Origin of the sequence: Brevundimonas sp. (genome assembly GCF_032107865.1) — a bacterium.
Classification (GTDB): Bacteria; Pseudomonadota; Alphaproteobacteria; order Caulobacterales; family Caulobacteraceae; genus Brevundimonas.
Window position 1 is genome coordinate 14,881 of sequence record NZ_DAMCNG010000008.1, and the last position, 17,119, is coordinate 31,999.

At 67.6% G+C, this 17,119-nt stretch carries 17 protein-coding genes and 2 pseudogenes; 13 read left to right on the forward strand and 6 right to left on the reverse strand.

Annotated elements, in window-relative coordinates; all coding sequences use genetic code 11:
• From RT567_RS01610 to RT567_RS01630, 5 genes and pseudogenes are all read left to right on the forward strand, one after another.
• Positions 1-94: pseudogene (locus RT567_RS01610) on the forward strand (fluoride efflux transporter CrcB); the annotation flags it as partial.
• The gene (locus RT567_RS01615) at positions 91-1,086 is read left to right on the forward strand and encodes an RluA family pseudouridine synthase (RefSeq protein WP_313573866.1); all 996 of its coding nucleotides are present in this window, start codon (positions 91-93) and stop codon (positions 1,084-1,086) included. The pseudogene RT567_RS01610 and the gene RT567_RS01615, both read left to right, overlap by 4 nt.
• The gene (locus RT567_RS01620; protein ID WP_313573867.1) at positions 1,083-2,588 is read left to right on the forward strand and encodes a putative 2OG-Fe(II) oxygenase; all 1,506 of its coding nucleotides are present in this window, start codon (positions 1,083-1,085) and stop codon (positions 2,586-2,588) included. Before RT567_RS01615 ends, RT567_RS01620 begins: the two co-directional genes overlap by 4 nt.
• A 1-nt stretch (position 2,589) precedes the next feature.
• Positions 2,590-3,276, forward strand: a complete 687-nt coding sequence (locus RT567_RS01625) for an HAD-IA family hydrolase (RefSeq protein WP_313573869.1) — start codon at positions 2,590-2,592, stop codon at positions 3,274-3,276.
• Positions 3,277-3,285: 9 nt separating this feature from the next.
• Positions 3,286-4,047: an ATP12 family chaperone protein gene (locus tag RT567_RS01630; RefSeq protein ID WP_313573871.1), complete on the forward strand. Its 762-nt coding sequence runs from the start codon at positions 3,286-3,288 to the stop codon at positions 4,045-4,047.
• A 7-nt stretch (positions 4,048-4,054) separates the two neighbouring features.
• On the opposite strand, the gene RT567_RS01635 is transcribed toward RT567_RS01630, so the two are convergent.
• Positions 4,055-4,813: a pseudouridine synthase gene (locus tag RT567_RS01635; RefSeq protein WP_313573873.1), complete on the reverse strand. Its 759-nt coding sequence runs from the start codon at positions 4,811-4,813 to the stop codon at positions 4,055-4,057.
• A gap of 307 nt (positions 4,814-5,120) precedes the next feature.
• On the opposite strand from RT567_RS01635, the gene RT567_RS01640 reads away from it, so the two are divergent.
• The gene (locus RT567_RS01640) at positions 5,121-5,612 is read left to right on the forward strand and encodes a hypothetical protein (protein ID WP_313573874.1); all 492 of its coding nucleotides are present in this window, start codon (positions 5,121-5,123) and stop codon (positions 5,610-5,612) included.
• Here the strand turns inward: RT567_RS01640 and RT567_RS01645 are convergent.
• A complete protein-coding gene (locus RT567_RS01645; RefSeq protein ID WP_313573876.1) occupies positions 5,609-6,244 on the reverse strand; it encodes a DUF938 domain-containing protein in 636 nt (211 codons plus the stop codon). The genes RT567_RS01640 and RT567_RS01645 overlap by 4 nt on opposite strands.
• A gap of 210 nt (positions 6,245-6,454) precedes the next feature.
• Between RT567_RS01645 and RT567_RS01650 the strand changes: the two genes are divergently transcribed.
• Both RT567_RS01650 and RT567_RS01655 read left to right on the forward strand, forming a co-directional pair.
• Positions 6,455-8,299, forward strand: coding sequence for a phosphoenolpyruvate carboxykinase (GTP) (locus RT567_RS01650; RefSeq protein ID WP_313573877.1), 1,845 nt, complete (start codon positions 6,455-6,457; stop codon positions 8,297-8,299).
• Positions 8,300-8,351: 52 nt separating this feature from the next.
• Positions 8,352-9,374, forward strand: a complete 1,023-nt coding sequence (locus tag RT567_RS01655) for an FAD-dependent oxidoreductase (protein ID WP_313573879.1) — start codon at positions 8,352-8,354, stop codon at positions 9,372-9,374.
• On the opposite strand, the gene RT567_RS01660 is transcribed toward RT567_RS01655, so the two are convergent.
• Positions 9,371-10,111, reverse strand: coding sequence for an energy transducer TonB (locus RT567_RS01660; protein WP_313573880.1), 741 nt, complete (start codon positions 10,109-10,111; stop codon positions 9,371-9,373). The genes RT567_RS01655 and RT567_RS01660 overlap by 4 nt on opposite strands.
• A 149-nt stretch (positions 10,112-10,260) precedes the next feature.
• Between RT567_RS01660 and RT567_RS01665 the strand changes: the two genes are divergently transcribed.
• Complete coding sequence (locus RT567_RS01665) at positions 10,261-11,067, forward strand: transglycosylase SLT domain-containing protein (RefSeq protein WP_313573881.1); 807 nt, start codon at positions 10,261-10,263, stop codon at positions 11,065-11,067.
• Positions 11,068-11,156: 89 nt separating this feature from the next.
• A complete protein-coding gene (locus tag RT567_RS01670) occupies positions 11,157-12,299 on the forward strand; it encodes a DUF2336 domain-containing protein (RefSeq protein WP_313573882.1) in 1,143 nt (380 codons plus the stop codon).
• 29 nt (positions 12,300-12,328) lie between these two features.
• Here the strand turns inward: RT567_RS01670 and RT567_RS01675 are convergent, their stop codons facing one another.
• From RT567_RS01675 to RT567_RS01685, 3 genes are all read right to left on the reverse strand, one after another.
• Positions 12,329-12,799, reverse strand: a complete 471-nt coding sequence (locus tag RT567_RS01675) for an Hpt domain-containing protein (RefSeq protein WP_313573884.1) — start codon at positions 12,797-12,799, stop codon at positions 12,329-12,331.
• 81 nt (positions 12,800-12,880) lie between these two features.
• On the reverse strand, positions 12,881-13,660 hold the full coding sequence (locus RT567_RS01680; RefSeq protein WP_313573886.1) for an NAD kinase: 780 nt from the start codon (positions 13,658-13,660) through the stop codon (positions 12,881-12,883).
• Between the two features lie 31 nt (positions 13,661-13,691).
• Complete coding sequence (locus RT567_RS01685) at positions 13,692-14,798, reverse strand: DUF2336 domain-containing protein (protein ID WP_313573888.1); 1,107 nt, start codon at positions 14,796-14,798, stop codon at positions 13,692-13,694.
• A gap of 171 nt (positions 14,799-14,969) precedes the next feature.
• On the opposite strand from RT567_RS01685, the gene RT567_RS01690 reads away from it, so the two are divergent.
• The 3 genes and pseudogenes from RT567_RS01690 to RT567_RS01700 all read left to right on the forward strand — a co-directional run.
• Positions 14,970-15,731, forward strand: a complete 762-nt coding sequence (locus RT567_RS01690; RefSeq protein WP_313573890.1) for a class II aldolase/adducin family protein — start codon at positions 14,970-14,972, stop codon at positions 15,729-15,731.
• A 15-nt stretch (positions 15,732-15,746) separates the two neighbouring features.
• Positions 15,747-16,508, forward strand: coding sequence for a hypothetical protein (locus RT567_RS01695; protein ID WP_313573892.1), 762 nt, complete (start codon positions 15,747-15,749; stop codon positions 16,506-16,508).
• A gap of 161 nt (positions 16,509-16,669) precedes the next feature.
• Positions 16,670-17,119, forward strand: a pseudogene (locus RT567_RS01700) (efflux transporter periplasmic adaptor subunit); the annotation flags it as partial.

A 17,119-nucleotide genomic window follows, 5' to 3' on the forward strand; every position in this document is an offset into this window, starting at 1 on the left:
CGTATATGCGGCGGGTTCGGTGGTTCTCGCCATCGCCGCCCTGTTCGTCGGCCTGATGATCGCGCGCAAACTGTTTACCGGAGTGGGCGCATGAGCCGCGAAGTCCAGACCCTCTATGTCGCTGAGGATGAAGACGACATCCGCCTGGATCGCTGGTTCAAGCGCCGCTGGCCGCACCTGACCCACATACAGGTCGAGAAGATGGCCCGCAGCGGTCAGATCCGCGTCGACGGCTCGCGCGTCAAGCCGCAGGACCGCCTGACCGCGGGCGCCGCCGTGCGCGTGCCGCCTTTGCCCGTGGCCAATCCGCGCAAGCCCGGCGACCTGCATGAACTGACCGAGCGCGACGTGGCCTACGCCAAGTCGCTGGTGCTGTACGAAGACCACATGGTCATCGCCCTGAACAAGCCGCACGGCCTGGCCGTGCAGGGCGGCACCAAGACGACCAAACACGTCGACCGCCTGCTGTCGGCCTGGGGCGAGGGGATGGACCGCCCGCGTCTGGTCCATCGTCTGGACCGGGACACCTCGGGCGTGCTGTTGCTGGGCAAGGGGCCGGAGGCGGCCAAGCGACTGGCCGGAGCTTTCGCTCGCCGTCAGGCCAAGAAGACCTATTGGGCCATCGTCATCGGCAATCCCAAGCCTTCGGCCGGTCAGATCGACATGGCGCTGAAGAAGACCGGCATCAACGACTTCGAGATGATGCGCCCGGCCGAACCCAAGGATCCCAAAGGCGAACCGGCCGAGACCGCCTTCGCCACTGTCAGCCGCGCCGCCCACCGTGCGGCATGGATGGCGCTGCGCCCCTTTACGGGCCGGACGCACCAGTTGCGCGCCCACATGGCGGCCATCGGCCATCCCATCCTGGGCGATCCCAAATACGGCGACGACAAATCGCGCGAACTGTCCGGACCGCTGAAGCTGCAGCTTCACGCCCGCCGCATCGAGCTGGATCACCCCGGCGGCGGCAAGCTGATCGTCGAGGCCCCGCTCAGCCCGGAGATGAAGGCCGGTTTCAACCATTTCGGCTTCTCCGAGGATGAGGCTGACGAAGATCCCTTCGAGGGCGTGCGGCGGATGCGATGAACACAGGCGCGGCGGTCCAGATGCGGCTTCAGCGCGCCCAGGCGCTGGCCCAGCAGGGCGATCTGCCGGGCGCCCTGGCCGTGCTGGAGCAGGCGGCGCCGGGAGAACGGGCCGGGGTTCAGTCGTTTCAGGTCGATCTTCTGAAGGCGCTGGACCGCAAGGAGGAGGCTCTGGTCATCCGTCGCGCCCAGGCGACCGCCACGCCTGGCAGCGTCGTCGCCCAGCATAACCTGGCCAGTTCTCTGGGCGACACGGGTCGCAACGTCGAGGCCGTCGAGGCGGCGCGGCGGGCCTTCGCCAATGGCGGGGATGCGCCTGAGACCTGGTTGGTTCTGGCCCGCGCCCTGTCTGCCTGTGCGCGTCATGAAGAGGCGGACGACGCCTATCGCCAGGCCTTGAAGCGTCGACCTGTCTATGGCGACGCCGTACGCGAGTTGGCGCAACTGATCTGGATGCGCGGCGAAGGTCGTGAGGCAGCGGCGGCGCCGGTCCTCGACGCGCTAAAGGTCGCGCCTGGCGACGCAGAACTGCTGACCTGTCTGGCGGTGGTCTTGATGTATGGCGGGGCCGATCCGCGCGAGGCCTGGGGAGAATTGACCCAGCGTGCGCGCGACGGAGGCGTACGGGCCGCCATGGTCGAAATGGCGGCAGGCCAACTAGCGTTGAAGTTCGATCCGGCGTTGGCCGTGGATCACGCGCGTGCGGCGACGCAGGCGGCGCCGAACACGCTCGAGCCTTGGGTCAATCTGGCCGAAGCCATGATCGCCTCTGGCGATCCCGATGGGGCGCTGGAGATCCTGCGCCAGTTGTTGGCCGCGCCCGCCCCGGATCAGAAGGTTCTGGCCCTGCACGCTACGGCCAGCCGTCTGAAAGGGCAGACGGACGCCCTGGGGCTGAATGATCTGGAGGGCTTGGTCGGCGTCTCGACCATCGATACGCCGCTCGGTTGGAGCGACCTCACCGCCTATCTGACGGATCTCAAGGCGGCGCTGCTGGTGCAACACGCCTATCAGAACCATCCGCTGGGCCAGAGCCTGCGGCATGGGACGCAGACGCCGGTGGACCTGACGCTGGTCGACGACCCGGTCATCCGCGCCTTCTTCACCGCCATCGACGGGCCGATCCGTCGCCATCTGGCGCGGCTGGGGCAGGGCGGCGATCCGGTCCGGCGTCGCAACAGCGGTGATTACAGGCTGAACGGCTGCTGGTCGGTGCGGCTGGCGTCGGGCGGCTTTCACGAACACCATATCCACCCCAAGGGCTGGTATTCCTCGGCCTGCTACATCGAGGTGCCGCCGGTGGTCGAAGCGGGCGGGCGCGAAGGCTGGCTGGCGCTGGCCCAGCCGCCGTTCCCGACGCCGCAGCCGCTGGCGCCGCTGCGCTATGAGAAGCCACAGCCGGGCAAGCTGGTGCTGTTCCCGTCCTGCCTGTGGCACGGCACCGTGCCGTTTAGCGGCGATGAGCCGCGTCTGTCCGTCGCTTTTGACATTGTACCGGTTTGATATGACGTCTTCTGATGCTCCGCTCGCCGTTTTCGACATAGACGGCACCCTGGTCGACAGCCGGGCCTCCATCCATCGCGCAGCCTGCGAAGCGGCGCAGGTTCTGGGCCTGCCCGAGCCTGAGTATGACCGGGTGCGTCAGATCGTCGGCCTGAGCCTGCATCACGCCCTGCATGTGCTGGAGCCGTCGCTGACGGACGCCGAACTGGCCGACTTCGTCGCAGCCTTTCAGGCCAGCTTCCGCGCCATGTATGAGGCGGGTCATGAAGAGCCGCTCTATCCCGGCGTGATGCAGACGCTGCGGCGGTTGAAGCGCGAGGGCTGGCGGCTGTCGCTGGCGACCGGCCAAAACCGGCGCGGCGTGGCCCGCAATCTGGCGCGACCCGAATGGAGCGACCTGTTCCTGTCCAGCCACTGCGCCGAGGACGGGCCGGGCAAGCCTGACCCGGCCATGCTGCGCGCCGCCATGACCGCCTGCGGGGCCGACGTCGTCTCGACCGTCATGATCGGCGACACCAGCCACGACATCGCCATGGCCGTGGCGGCGGGGGTGCATCCGCTGGGCGTCGGCTGGGGCTTCCATACGGTGGAGGAGCAGGCGGCCGCAGGCGCGCTGCACATCGCCGACGATTTTCCCGACCTTGAGGCGGCGCTCGATCGTTTCGCCTCGACCAAGCTTTTCGCCTAGAAGTCCGTCATGTCCCACATTCCTTCGCTTGATCCCAATGTCGCCGCCCAGAAGGGCTTTCGCGAATCCGAAGAGCGCATCAAGCGTTTCTGGAAGGCCGCCGAGGTCGAGGCGCGTGACGGCGGCTGGATCGTCCTGCTGGACGGTCGGGCGCCCAAGACGCCGGCCGGAAACGCCATCGTCCTGCCGACCGAGACGGCGGCCCGTCTCGTGGCCGACGAATGGAATGCGCAAGGCGAGCACCTGATGCCGGGAACCATGCCCGCCACCCGTCTGGCCTCGACCGCCATCGACCGGGTCAGCCAGACGCGAGGGCCCGTGGCCGAAGAGATCGCCCGCTACGCGGGGTCGGACGTGCTCTGCTATCTGGCCGAGACGCCGTCGGGTCTGATCGAACGCCAGCAGGCGGAGTGGGGGCCATGGCGCGACTGGGCCGCGCGCGAGCTGGGCGTCGAACTGCACACGGTCGAGGGCATCATCCATCGGCCGCAGGCGTCGGAGGCTCTGGCGCGCGTCGAAGCGCTGGCGCTGGAGATGGACGATTTCGCCCTGACCGGGCTGGCGACGGCGGTTCCGCTGTTCGGCTCGGCGGTGCTGGGGCTGGCGGTTCAGCGCAGGGCGCTTGCGGGCGAGGCGGCGCTGGACCTGTCGCGTCTTGACGAAGCCTTCACCGAAGAGCGCTGGGGCGTGGACGAGGAAGCCGCCGCCCGCACGGATGCGCACCGCGCCGAGGCGACCCTGCTGCAGCGGTGGTTTGAAGCGCTTCGATAAGCTTCTTTCAGCCCTTGATCAGGGCCGCACGCTCGTCCGCCGTCAGCATCCGCCAGCGGCCTTCCGGTAGGTCGCCCAGCTTCACCGGGCCGATGCGGATGCGATAGAGGTCGATGACGTCCAGCCCGACCAATTCGCACATGCGGCGGATCTGGCGGTTGCGGCCTTCGCGCAGGATGAAGCGCAGGCGCTGCGGCTCCATCTGGGTGACGCGGGCGGGCTTCAGCTGACGCCCGTCCAACTCCAACCCGTGCCGCAATTTGGTCAGCTTGGCCTCGGTCACGGCGCCGGCGACGCGGACCAGATATTCCTTGTCCAGGTCCGACTGCGGACCGATCACCGCCTTGGCCACCACGCCGTCCGACGACAGCATCAGCAGGCCGCGCGAATCCTCGTCCAGACGCCCGACCGGGGGCAGGGAGGCGTCGCGCTTCGGAGCCTCGCCCTCACCGATCCTGTTCGCGCCGGTCAGCAGGCGCACGGCCGGAATCTTGCCCGGCTCGGGCTGGCCCGAGACATAGCCGACCGGCTTGTGCAGCAGGATGGCGACGCCTGCCGCCAGCGCCGCCTCGCCCGTGTCGTTCAGGGTCAGCGTCTGGCCCGGTTCGATCTTGCGGCCCGCGTCGCGCACCACTTCGCCGTCGATGCTGACCAGACCTTCGGCGATCAGACCTTCGGCCTCGCGGCGTGAACAGACGCCCGTCTGGCCCAGCCACTTGTTGATGCGGACGGGTTCGTCGCCGTCATAGGTGCGGGTGAAGGCCATGTCCTGACTGACTCTCTGCGATGCGATCGGCTGTGTAGGGCGGGGGCGCGCTCTCAGGCAAGGTTGTCGCTTGCGTGCCCGCGTTCAGATTTTCTGCGACGGTCGTTCAGGTCACGTTTTCGTCGTCAAGTTGACCTTGAGCATCATAAGCCTATATCAGCAGTCACCCTGATGATTTTGATGCGTCCGCTTCCGATCGATTCGGATTGCGACGTTTGCCGTGTCTGATCGGATTTCGGCGTGCAGGGCGTAACGATAACTTTAAATCGTCTACGAATATTGATCGATAACCTTCGAAGGAGACGTTTTGTACGCTCAAAGCAAGTCTGCGACCGCCCCCCGTTCTCGCCAATACGGCAATCGCCCCACGCCGACCCGCCTGCGCTTCGGCCTGATCATGCGTAAGGGCATGGATTTCGGCGAACTGGGCGACATGGAAACCGCGCTTCGGTTTGAAGGCGTTTCCCTGGCCCCGATCTCGACGGGCGAGGGCAGTCTGATGTCCGGCGGTCTGACGGTTCTGGCGACGGCGACGGCTGACGACATCAGCGGCGGCCGTGTGCAGGGCGTGGTGGTTCCGGGCGGCGTTTCGGATGAAGCCGGTCTGGTGCAGGTGAAGGCGCTGCTGAATCTGGCCAAGGCGCAGGGCCTGCCGGTTCTGGCGTTTGCCGACGGCGTGGCTCTGGCGGCCGAAGTCTTCGGTCTGACGGCCGATGCGCCGGGCGCCGCCTTCCGTGACGGCAAGGCCGCCCTGTTGAATGACCGCGCCGAACTGACGGCGGTGGTCGCCGCCATCTAAATCCGGCGGAAGATCAGGCTCAGGTTGTTGGCGGGCATGGCCCGTCGCAGCGTCAGGGCCAGGCCATGCGACCGGGCGAGCGTTTCGACCTCGCCCCGGTCGCGCAGCCCCCAGGCCGGGTCACGCCCCTTCAGGCTGTCGTCGAAGGCGGCGTTGGACGGGGCCAGCGGAACCTCGGCCTCGCGATAGGGGCCATACAGATACAGCAGGCCGCCGGGGCGCGTCAGAGACCGTTCCGCCAGCCGCATCAGGCCTTGGGCCGCCGACCACGGGCTGATGTGGATCATGTTGATACAGACGATGGCGTCCAGCGGCCCCGACGGCCAGCTGGCGTCATCCAGCATGTCGACAGTCAGGGCGGGCCGCAGATTCGCCGCGCCTGTTTTCGCCCGCCACGCCTCGATGCTGGCCCGCGCCTCCGCGCTGGGATCGCTGGGCGTCCAGTCCAGGCCGGGCAGGGCGTTGGAGAAGGCGACGGCGTGCTGGCCCGATCCGGCGGCGACCTCCAGCACCCGGCCCTGGGCGGGCAGATGGGCGCGCAGCACCTCCAGTATGGCCGCGCTGTTGCGCTCGGCCGCAGGCGAGATCAGGGCGCTCGGGAAGCCGTCCGGCGTCGACTTTACAGAATCCATCGTCTTCACGCCGAAGGAGATAGCCCTTGGGACGCGCTCTGACGATTTAAATGTGCGTGCGGATGGGGCGAGCCGGATAACGGGGGAATGAAACGTGCAGTGGTTGACCTTACGTCCCTTGGGGTTCATTGGCCCCCGTTACACAGCGTGATCAGCCTATTGCGTGACGGCGACGACAGATCGCTGCGCGCAGCTTCAGGAGAGCAAGACGTGACGCAATCGATTCCCGGTCTCCATCCGGCGCCGACTGAACACAAGGGCCTCGTCGCCTGGGTGGAGCAGATCGCCGCCCTGACCAAGCCTGACCGTGTTCACTGGTGCGACGGCTCGGCCGCCGAGAAGTCCGCCATCGTCGCCGATCTGATCGGCAAGGGCACGCTGAAGGAGCTGGATCAGGCCAAGCGCCCCGGCTGCTATTACGCCGCCTCGGACCCCAAGGACGTGGCTCGCGTCGAGAGCCGCACCTTCATCTGCTCGCAGGACGAGGCCGACGCCGGCCCGACCAACAACTGGTCTGATCCGATCGAAATGCGCGCGCGTCTGGACGGCCTGTTCGACGGCAGCATGAAGGGCCGCACCATGTATGTGGTGCCGTTCTGCATGGGCCCGCTGGGCTCCAAGATCTCCGCCCTGGGCGTCGAGATCACCGACAGCGGCTATGTCGCCGTGTCGATGGGCGTCATGACCCGCATGGGCAAGGGCGCGCTGGACATGCTGGGCGCCGACGGCGTCTTCGTCCCTGCCGTTCACACCCTGGGCGCCCCGCTGGCTGAAGGTCAGGCCGATGTGGCCTGGCCCTGCAACGACGACAAGTGGATCGTCCACTTCCCCGAAACGCGCGAAATCTGGTCCTACGGTTCGGGCTACGGCGGCAACGCCCTGCTGGGCAAGAAGTGCTACGCCCTGCGCATCGCCTCGATCATGGCCCGCGACGAGGGGTGGCTGGCCGAGCACATGCTGATCCTCAAGCTGACCAGCCCCGAGGGCGTGTCGAAGTACGTGGCGGCGGCTTTCCCCTCGGCCTGCGGCAAGACCAATCTGGCCATGCTGCAACCGGCGCTGGACGGCTGGAAGGCCGAGACGGTCGGCGACGACATCGCCTGGATGCGCTTCGGCGACGACGGCCGCCTGTACGCCGTGAACCCGGAAGCGGGCTTCTTCGGCGTGGCGCCGGGCACCAGCCGCAACACCAACAAGAACGCGCTCGAGACGCTGACGCGCGACACCATCTTCACCAACGTGGCCCTGACCGCTGACGGCGACGTCTGGTGGGAAGGCCTGTCGAAGGAAGCGCCGGAAGGTCTGACCAACTGGAAGGGCCAGCCGCACGATCCGGCTTCGGGCGAGCCTGCAGCCCACCCGAACTCGCGCTTCGCTGTCTGGGCCGGTCAGTGCCCGTCGATCGCGCCTGAATGGGAAGACCCCGCGGGCGTGCCGATCGACGCCATCCTGTTCGGCGGTCGTCGCGCCTCGGCTGTGCCGCTGGTGACCGAAGCCTATGACTGGGAGCACGGCGTCTTCATGGGCTCGACCGTGGCGTCGGAAGGCACCGCCGCCGCCGAGAACAAGGTCGGCGAACTGCGCCGCGACCCCTTCGCCATGCTGCCCTTCTGCGGCTACAACATGGGCGACTACTTCGGCCACTGGCTGAAGATGGGCGAAAAGGCCGATGCAGCGAAGTTGCCACGCCTGTTCTTCGTCAACTGGTTCCGTAAGAACGAGGACGGCCAGTTCGTCTGGCCGGGCTTCGGCGACAACGCCCGCGTGCTGAAGTGGATTGTCGAGCGTCTGGAAGGCCAGGCCGAGGCCGTGGACACCCCGGTCGGCCGCGTGCCGTCCAAGGCCGCGCTGGACCTGTCGGGTCTGACGCTGACGGACGCTGACCTGCAGATCCTGCTGGACGTCGACGCCGACGTCTGGACCGAGGAAGCCGCCCTGATCCCCGCCTTCTACGAGAAGTTCGGCGATCGTCTGCCCAAGGCCCTGTGGGGCCAGCACGTTGCCCTGACCAAGCGTCTGGAAGAGGCGCGCGCGGCCAAGCTGGCGGCTGAATAAAAGACCGTCCTCAACGGTTGAAATCGGGGCGCGGGAGGTCGAAGGACATCCCGTGCCCCTTTTCAATTCTCCTGAACTCTCCTTCGACGCCGTGGTCATCGGCGCGGGCGCTTTGGGCCTGTGCGCGGCGGCGGAGTTGAGGCGACGCGGACGCCGCGTAGCGGTGATCGATCTGGGCGGCGTCAACGCCTCGGCCGTGGCGGGGGGCATGATCGCGCCCGCCATGGAATGCGCCATCGACGATCTGTCGCCCGAAGCGGCCGAGGTTCTGCGCCGCGCGCGCGACCTGTGGCCCGCCTTCGCAGAGGCGACGGGCGTGCGCCTGTATGGGGAACTGGCTGAATGGCGCGGCGGTGACGTCGCCGCACTGGCAGGGCGGATGAAGGCGCTGGGCTTTCAGCATCAGTATGACGCCGCCTCGGCCCGCCTGACGACGCATGAGGATGCGAAAGTCGATCCGCCTCAGGCGATGGCGGCGCTAGCGCAGGGGCTGATGGTGATCGAGGCGCGAGCGCTGCGCGTTGCGCCTGACGGGCAGGGCTGGCGAGTCGAGACGACGACGGGCGCCGTGCGCGCCGATCATCTGATCCTGGCCACGGGCGCCGACCTGGCGCTGGAGGGCCTGCCGCTCGAAGCGCGCGCGGCCGTCGCCTGCATCACTCCCATTCGCGGCCAGATCGGTTTGGTGAAGGAGAAGCTGGTCGATCACGTCGTGCGCGGGCAGGGCGCCTATGTGGCGCCGATGGGCGAGGGCAGCGTGATCGGGGCGACGATGGAGCCGGGCGAGCGCTCGGTGACGCCCGACGTTGCGCGCTGCGAAGCTATGTTGGCGTCTGCATGGAAGGTGCTGGATCAGATGCCGCGTCCCCTGTCGATCGACTGGCGGGCGGGGGGGCGGGGGGCGACGCCGGACGGTCTGCCGATGGCTGGACAGGTCGTGCCGGGTCTTCATGTCGCGCTGGGGCCGCGCCGCAACGGCTGGCTGTTGGGGCCTTTGGTCGGCGCGGTCGTCGCCGATGCGACAGAGGGCCGGCCCGTCGTCGAGCCGACCCTCCATCCCTCGCGGTTCCTTTAGTCCTTCGGCAGGTCGAAGCGGATCACCATATTGACGCGGGCGCCGTCGACGGCCTGTCCGTCCACCGTGCGCGGGCTGAGGCGGAAGTAGCGGCTCAGGCTCACAGCCGCTCGACCGAAGCCCTGATTGCCCGGTGTTTCCGACGTGACCGAACAGCCGGTCAGGCTGCCGTCCACCCGCACCAGGCAGGACAGTTCGGCCACCCCGCCGATCCCACGCGCCTCGGCAGTGGACGGATAGGCCCGCATCAACTGATCCGCTGTCGGTTTGCGCACCCAGTCGGGCTGGGTGATGACGGGAACGGGCTTCGGCGGTTCCGGCGTCACCGCCGTTCCGGTCGAAGGCTCGGCTGCGGGTTCGGTCAGGTTGATGGCTGGCCCGGCGTCATGACTGACCACGGGGGCGATCGGAACCTCCAGCGGCGCGACGTCGCTGGGCATGACCTGCGCCGGCCGATGGATCGGCGGCGTCGGCGCAGGCGAAGCCTTGGGCGGGGTCTCCGGCTTGGGCGGCAGCGGCGGCCGGATCAGATCGATGATGGTGGGCGGCGTCTCGGCCGGCGCGGGCGGAATGTCGGCCAGTTCAAAACGTTGCTGATACAGCCAGACGCCGGCGCCGACGTGCGCCAGAGCCGAGGCGCCGATCATCGCCCACACCCATCGGGGCAGGGGCTTCTTGCGTTGCTGGAAGTCGAGAGGGCTGACCACGCCGTGGCCGCCGGCGATACGCATCATCATGACTTGCGCGCCTCCTGTCGCAGGCCCTCCCCAGCACCCACGGAACGAAGTTCGCGCTTCGGTTGCGGCCTTATTGTGGCGCTTTAAATTGTTAACGGTGACGGTGTCGCGTTAAGGTTTCGTTTACCGAGGTTAGCGACCGTTCACACATGACCGTGAAAGCGATTCCATCATCCGGCGGCGTGGAGGCGGCCATTCGGCGCGCCTCGACCTCGACTGGCGTGGACTTCGATTTCCTGATGAAGACCGCGCGCCGCGAAAGCGCGATGAACCCCAATGCGCGGGCGCCGACGTCCTCGGCCTCGGGCCTGTTCCAGTTCATCGAGCAGACCTGGCTGGGCACGGTGAAGCGGCACGGCGCCAAGCACGGCTACGGCCAGTACGCCGACCTGATCTACCAAGGCGGCGACGGGCGCTGGCAGGTGCGCGGCTCGGCCCGCAACGTCGTGCTGGACCTGCGCTTCGACCCTCAGGCCGCATCGACCATGGCGGGGGAGCTGACGGCCTCGAACGCGGCCTATCTGCGCGGACGCACGGGACGCGAGCCGGGGGCGGGCGATCTCTACGCCGCGCATTTCCTGGGTCCGGCGGGCGCGGCCAAGCTGCTGGAGGCGGTGCAATCACGGCCTCAGTCCAGCGCGGTCGCCCTGTTCCCTGAAGCGGCGTCGGCCAACCGTTCGATCTTCTATCGCAATGGCCGAGCGGCGACGGCGGCCGAGGTGCACGCCAATCTGCAGCGTACGGCGGGCGAGGCCTTCCCGGCGGTCGGCGCGGGCAGCGGCGGCGCGATCAAAACGGCGCCGGAACTGAGTGAAAAGGACCGGATGCTGGCCGCGCGCATGGATCGGCTGAAACAGGATCAGAGCCTGTTGGCGCTGTTGCTGGGCCAGGACGGACAGGGATCGGGCGGTGGATTCGGGGGCGCATTCGCTCCGCCGCCGGATAAGGTGGCGTGACCACGCTTCCGCCTTATTCCTAAGAGGGTGTTAACTATGTAACGCTAGGGGTGACGATTGATTCCTCGCCAACCTCGAGCCTCCAAGCCATGACCGCCTACCGCGTCAGACTGACGGAAAGCGACATCCGGCGCCTGATCAAGTCTGATCTGGAGGACGAGCGCGCGGCCGCCGCTCACAAACTGTGCCGCAGTCTCGACCGCATGACGCTGGACGACGTGGAGCGCGAGGCGGCGCAGAAGATCTTGAGCGTGCTGGCGGCGGATGCGGCCGAACTGGTGCGTCGGGCCGTGGCGGTGACGCTGAAGGCCTCGGACATCATGCCGCGCGAGGCGGCGCGCAGACTGGCCGGCGACGTGGACAGCGTGGCCCTTCCTATCATCAACAGCTGCCCGGCCTTCACTGACGACGACCTGATCGAGATCGTGCGCGCCGGAACGACGCTGCGCCAGGTGGCGGTGGCGTCCCGCCCCCGCGTGCCGCGCGATGTGGCGACGGTTCTGGTCGCCGAAGGCAAGCAGGAGGCCGTGGCGGCCCTGGCGTCCAATGACAACGCTGACCTGTCCGAGGCTGCATTGGGCGTCGCCCTGGATCGCTTCAGCGATGCGCCCGAGGTGATTTCGGCCCTGGCCTATCGTCAGGTTCTGCCGCTGTCCGTGACCGAACGGCTGGTGGTTCTGGCCAGCGATGCGGTGCGCGAACACCTGATCACCCGTCACGCCCTGGCGCCCGAGACCGCCATCCAGTTCGCCGATTTTGCGCGAGAACGGGCCACGATCGACCTGGTGGATCAGGCGCGAGCGACGGACGATCTGCCGGCCTTCGTGGCGGGGCTGAACAGCAGCCGGGTGCTGACGCCGTCGCTGCTGTTGCGCTCCTTGGCGCGGGGGCAGATCGGCCTGTTCGAGCATGCCCTGGCGGAGTTGGCGGGCACGCCGCATCATCGCGCTTGGCTGATGGTGCATGACGCCGGGCCTCTGGGGCTCAAGGCCATCTACGATCGTGCAGGGATGCCGCCGCGCCTGTTCCAGGCTTTCCGCGCCGGGGTCGACACCTGGCGGGCGCTTCAGGCTGAGGGCGGGGACACCGGCAGCGCCGCCTTCCGCCAACGGATGCTAGAGCGGTTCCTGAGCCAGCGCCCCGACGCCGCCCGCGAAGACTTGGCCTATCTGCTGGAACGGCTGGACCGCCCGGCTGACGACGGCTGGCGCGCTGCGGTGAATGCCGCCTAGGCGCGCCGCCGCCTGAAAGGGGCGTTTTCTTAGCCCCGATGCTCCGCCGTGCGGGCTTCCAGTGTTTCGGCCAGATCGCGCCCGACGGGATGGTCGTCGCTCTGAATCTTGTCACGAACGACCGCCTTGATGGCGTCGATATGGGCATCGATTACGGCCAGAGGGGCCTGCATTCGCTTGTCGGCGTCGTCCAGCATCCGACACAGCGAGCCGGCGATGCGTGTGACCAGCGGATATTCATAGGTGGTCCCCAAACCCTTGAGATCGTGGGCGCGGAAATAGAGGGCCTCAGCCGTTTCAGGCGTGTAGCCCTGGCTGCGAATGTCGGCCTGGGCCTTGTCCAGCTTGGACACCTCGTCATTCAGCCACTGGCCGAATTGGGCCGACATGGCCTTCAACGCTTCCTCGGCCCTGGCGATGGCGTTGGCGTCGATGCCGCCGAAGCCGCCGCCGACCTTGGCGCGCAGGGGGTTGGGCGGGCGGATGACTTGGTTGGTCACGGGGCGGCTCCTCAACAACAGCAGCCATTTTGTCGCAGAGAGGCTTAAAAACCAGTGACGGCGCCTCGATTATTTTACAGTTCAGCCAGAGAACTGCTCGGCCATGACGCGCTCCTCATAGGAGCGGCCGGAGTCGAACAGCATGGTCAGGGTGATATCGCGACGTTCCCGCACCTCGACACGCGAGACGCGCCGCACCTCGAAATTGTCGGCGGTGGCGCTGACCGGCCGCTTGTCGGGCTCCAGCACGTCGAAGCGCACGCGCGCGGTGTGCGACAGCAGGGCGCCGCGCCACCGACGCGGCCGGAAGGCGCTGATCGGCGTTAGCGCCAGGCTGGGCGCATCCAGGGGAATGATCGGCCCGTGCGCCGACAGATTATAGGCGGTCGATCCGGCCGGAGTCGCGACAAGGCAGCCGTCGCAGGTCAGTTCCTCCAGCCGCACCTTGTCGTTGATGCTGATGCGCAGCTTGGCGCTCTGGCGCGTCTGGCGCAGCAGGGAGACCTCGTTGATGGCCAGGCCGCTGTGCACCTGTCCGCTTTCGACCCAGGCGTCCATCTGCAGAGGGTGCAGCACCGTGCGGTCGGCCTGGGCCAGTCGATCCAGCAGGTCGTCTTCCTCATAGTCGTTCATTAGGAAGCCGACCGAGCCGCGGTTCATCCCATAGACGGGCGTGCGTAGCTGAAGATTGTTGTGCAGCGTCTCCAGCATGAAGCCGTCGCCGCCCAGGGCCACGATCACCTGGGCCTCGGCGGCGGGAACGGAGCCGTAGCGTTCGCTCAGCCGTATGCGGGCGTCCTCGGCCTCGGGCCGGTCGCTGGCGACAAAGGTGATGGCGGTGGGCTGGAACGGCTGAGTCACGACTCTACGCAAGCGGAGCGGAGGCGCGCTGTCAAACCGTCGGGCCGTCTTCGGGCGCCATCAGCAGACGAAATTCATAGGCGGCCTGGGTCGCTGAGCGCTGGGCCGGACGCCAGGCATCGCCGTCGGGATCATGCGGCAGGCCGTGGTTCAACTGACGAACCTCGCGCAGCAGGGCGGGGAAGGCGGCGCGGTCCAGCCCCGCAGCGGTGCAGGCCAGGAACAAGGGCCGAGCGGTGTCGCCGCGCAGGGCGCGCCGCAAGGCCTCGGTCTCGAGCCGGCTCAGCAGGGCCAGGGCGTGGATGAACAGGTCCAGCTTCCTTTCCCGCACGGCTCGCATCAGGGTGGCGGGACGCAACTGGTCCGCCGCATACAGTTTAGCGGCCAGATTGGCGGCGGCTTGATCGGGCGTAGTCTCGGCCGCTTGCTGGGCCGCTGCGGCGACCGCTGTCGCCAGGGCTGCGGCGTCCAGGCTGAAGCGCTGGGAGATGGCCTGCTTCAGGGCGTCGCCGACCCATTGATACAGGCGCAGGGCTTGATCCTCGCTCAGCCGGGGATGTCGGGTCAGCGGCGCGCGCAGGGCGGCGATGGAGCGCGCCTGGTTCACCAGTCGGGCCATGTCGGTTGCATCCAGCCGCGCCGTCCGGTTGACGGCCAGGGCGGTCATGACGGCGGGCTCGCCGCGATCCAGGATGGCGCGGGCGGGCACAGGGCCGAGGTCGGGGCGCAGGGCCACCTGGACCTGATGATCCAGCGAGGCCTCTTCCAGCAGCGCCAGAAGGTCGGCGTCCAGCAACAGGGGGCTGGCGGCGATCACCGGGCGGGCGATTTCGATGGCGTCGGCGGCCAACAGGCGCACCAGATCCGTCGGCGCCCACGCGGCGTCGGCTAGGCGTTCAGCCAGGACGCGCCGGATGTCCTGCTCGGCGACGCGGACCATGGCGACGAAGACTTCAGTCAGGGCGGCGGGCGCGCCGGCCTGGCCGCCGACCGAGTGATAGAGTTCGGCGACGCCCAGAAGCAAACGCTCCTGATCATGCGGCGGGCGACCGGCGGCCAGGTCGATCAGTTGGTGAAGGCTGGTCAGCGGCAGGGGCTCGCCACGCGGCGAAAACGCGAACGCCTCGATTGAGTCCACGGAACATCCCCCCGACGATGCGGCCGCGCCGCCAGCAGGCAGTATCCGCCTATGCCGATGAAAACAGGGTTAATGAAGTCTTCCTTTTTGGCTCTTTCGGTCGCGTTCGGCGACTTGACGGCGAGCCGGGGCGGAGAGAGGCTCACCTGAACGCTGATAAGGGGAAGGCCAATGACGGACGCGGCGCAGTCGCTCCAATCCCAGGTTTCCGAGGCGGAGTGGAAGGCGCGGGTCGAACTGGCCGCGCTGTACCGCCTGGTGGCGCTGAACGGGTGGGACGACATGATCTTCACCCATATCTCGGCGCGGGTGCCGGGGCCGGAGCATCACTTCCTCATCAACCCTTACGGCTGGTATTTCGATGAGATTACAGCCTCTTCCCTTGTGAAGGTCGATCTGGACGGCAATGTCGTCCAGGAGACGACCAACTTCATCAACCCGGCCGGATTCACCATCCACTCGGCGGTTCATGCGGCGCGCGAAGAGGCGCATTTCGTCATCCACCTGCACACGGTGAACGGCGTGGGCGTGGCGGCGCAGAAGGACGGCCTGCTGCCGATCAGCCAGAACGCCTGTCTGTTGCAGCATCAGGTCGCCTACCATGGCTATGAAGGCCTGGCGCTGAACCATGACGAGCGTGAGCGGTTGGTGGCCGATTTGGGTGACAAGCCGCTGATGCTGCTGCGTAATCACGGCACTTTGGCGGTGGGGAATACGGCGGCGGAAGCCTGGGTCGGGATCTTCTTCTTGGAACGCGCCTGCGCCCAGCAGGTCGCGGCCCTGTCGGCGGGACGCGACAACGTCCTGATCGCGCCAGACGCCGCCCAGGCGGAAACGAAGGAGCAGGGCCGGGGGATCGGCTTCATCTCTTCCCTAGCCTGGCCCGGCGCCTTGCGTCAGTTGCAGCGAAAATCACCCGGATACGACATCTAGAAAAAGGCGGGGGCCGTGCGGGGGAAGGGAAGCATCGGCCTCTGGGCCGGACTGGGGCTGCTGTCCGGCGCGGAGGCGGCTCACGCCGGCGCCTGGAACCTGCCGAAAGGGCAGGGCGAGATCATCGTCAAATACGAGAACATCCGCGCCGAGGACTACTTCTCCTTCGGCGGCGGGCGGGTCGATTTGCCCGGCGGGCGGCGCGACATCGTGGCCAGCGTGTTTGTCGAATACGGGCTCAGCGATCGCTTCACCCTTCAAGGCAAGGGCGAATGGCAGGATGGTCGCGACGAGTTCCTTGATTATCAGGGGCTGGGCCCGATTGAGATGGGCGTGCGCTGGCAGGCCTATCGCGATGATCGCAACGTCGCCGCCGTCTATGTCGGCTATGCCGAAGGCGGGGCGGGACGCAACGCCGGCTACGCTCCGCCAGGTGCGGGAGGCAGCGATTGGGAGGCGCGGCTTCTGGCGGGGCGGTCCTTTGATCGCGGGTTTCTCGATCTCCAGGCGGCGCGACGCTGGCGCGACGGCCTGCCGGACGAGACGCGGGCGGACGTGACGGCCGGAGTGCACATCAACCGCGACTGGATGGTGATGGGGCAGGCCTTCGGCGGGGCGGCGGATGGGGACGGCGCTGCGCGCTGGCTGTCGCTGGAAGGCTCGGTGGTGCGCCGGTTTGGCGACTGGCGGGTGCAGGCAGGGTGGCGGCAGGCCGTGGCGGGTCGTGAAATTCCTGCGGGCAGAGGGCCTATCATCGGAATCTGGCGTCGATTTTAGTCCCGATTTCCGCGACGGAATCCAAGGTTCCTCGCGTTACAGATACGTTATTTGCGTAACGGCGGTGACCCGTTAAGCGGGGGCGCTTGTTGTCGGGGAGACTGCGTCGCGTGTTCAAACGCCATTTTTTCATTATCGGCGCAGCCTGCGTATTGGGGCTCATGGTCGTGGCGGCGATTATCAAGATCGCCTTCAGCGGCGGCGATGCGGCTCAGCAGCATGGTCCGGGGGGACCGGGTGCGGGGCGCGGCCAGATCGTCGCCGAGGTCGTGGCGGCGCGCCGCGAGTTCGCTGACCAGATCCGCGTGCTGGGTGTCGCCCGCAGCCGTCGCTCGGTCAACATCACCTCGAATACGACGGAACTGGTGACCAAGGTCATGTTCACCGACGGTCAGACCGTGGCGGCGGGGGCGCCCCTGGTCGAGCTGCAGGCGCGTGAGGAAGACGCCGATCTGATCCGCGCCCGCGCCCAGCTGGAGAACGCCCAGCGCGAGTATGACCGCTATCGCATCCTGGCCGAGCGCGGCGTGGCGCCGCGCGTCATGGCTGAGACGGCCGAGACGTCGCTGAAGACCGCCCAGGCGGCCATGGCGGCGTCGGAAGCCCGGCGC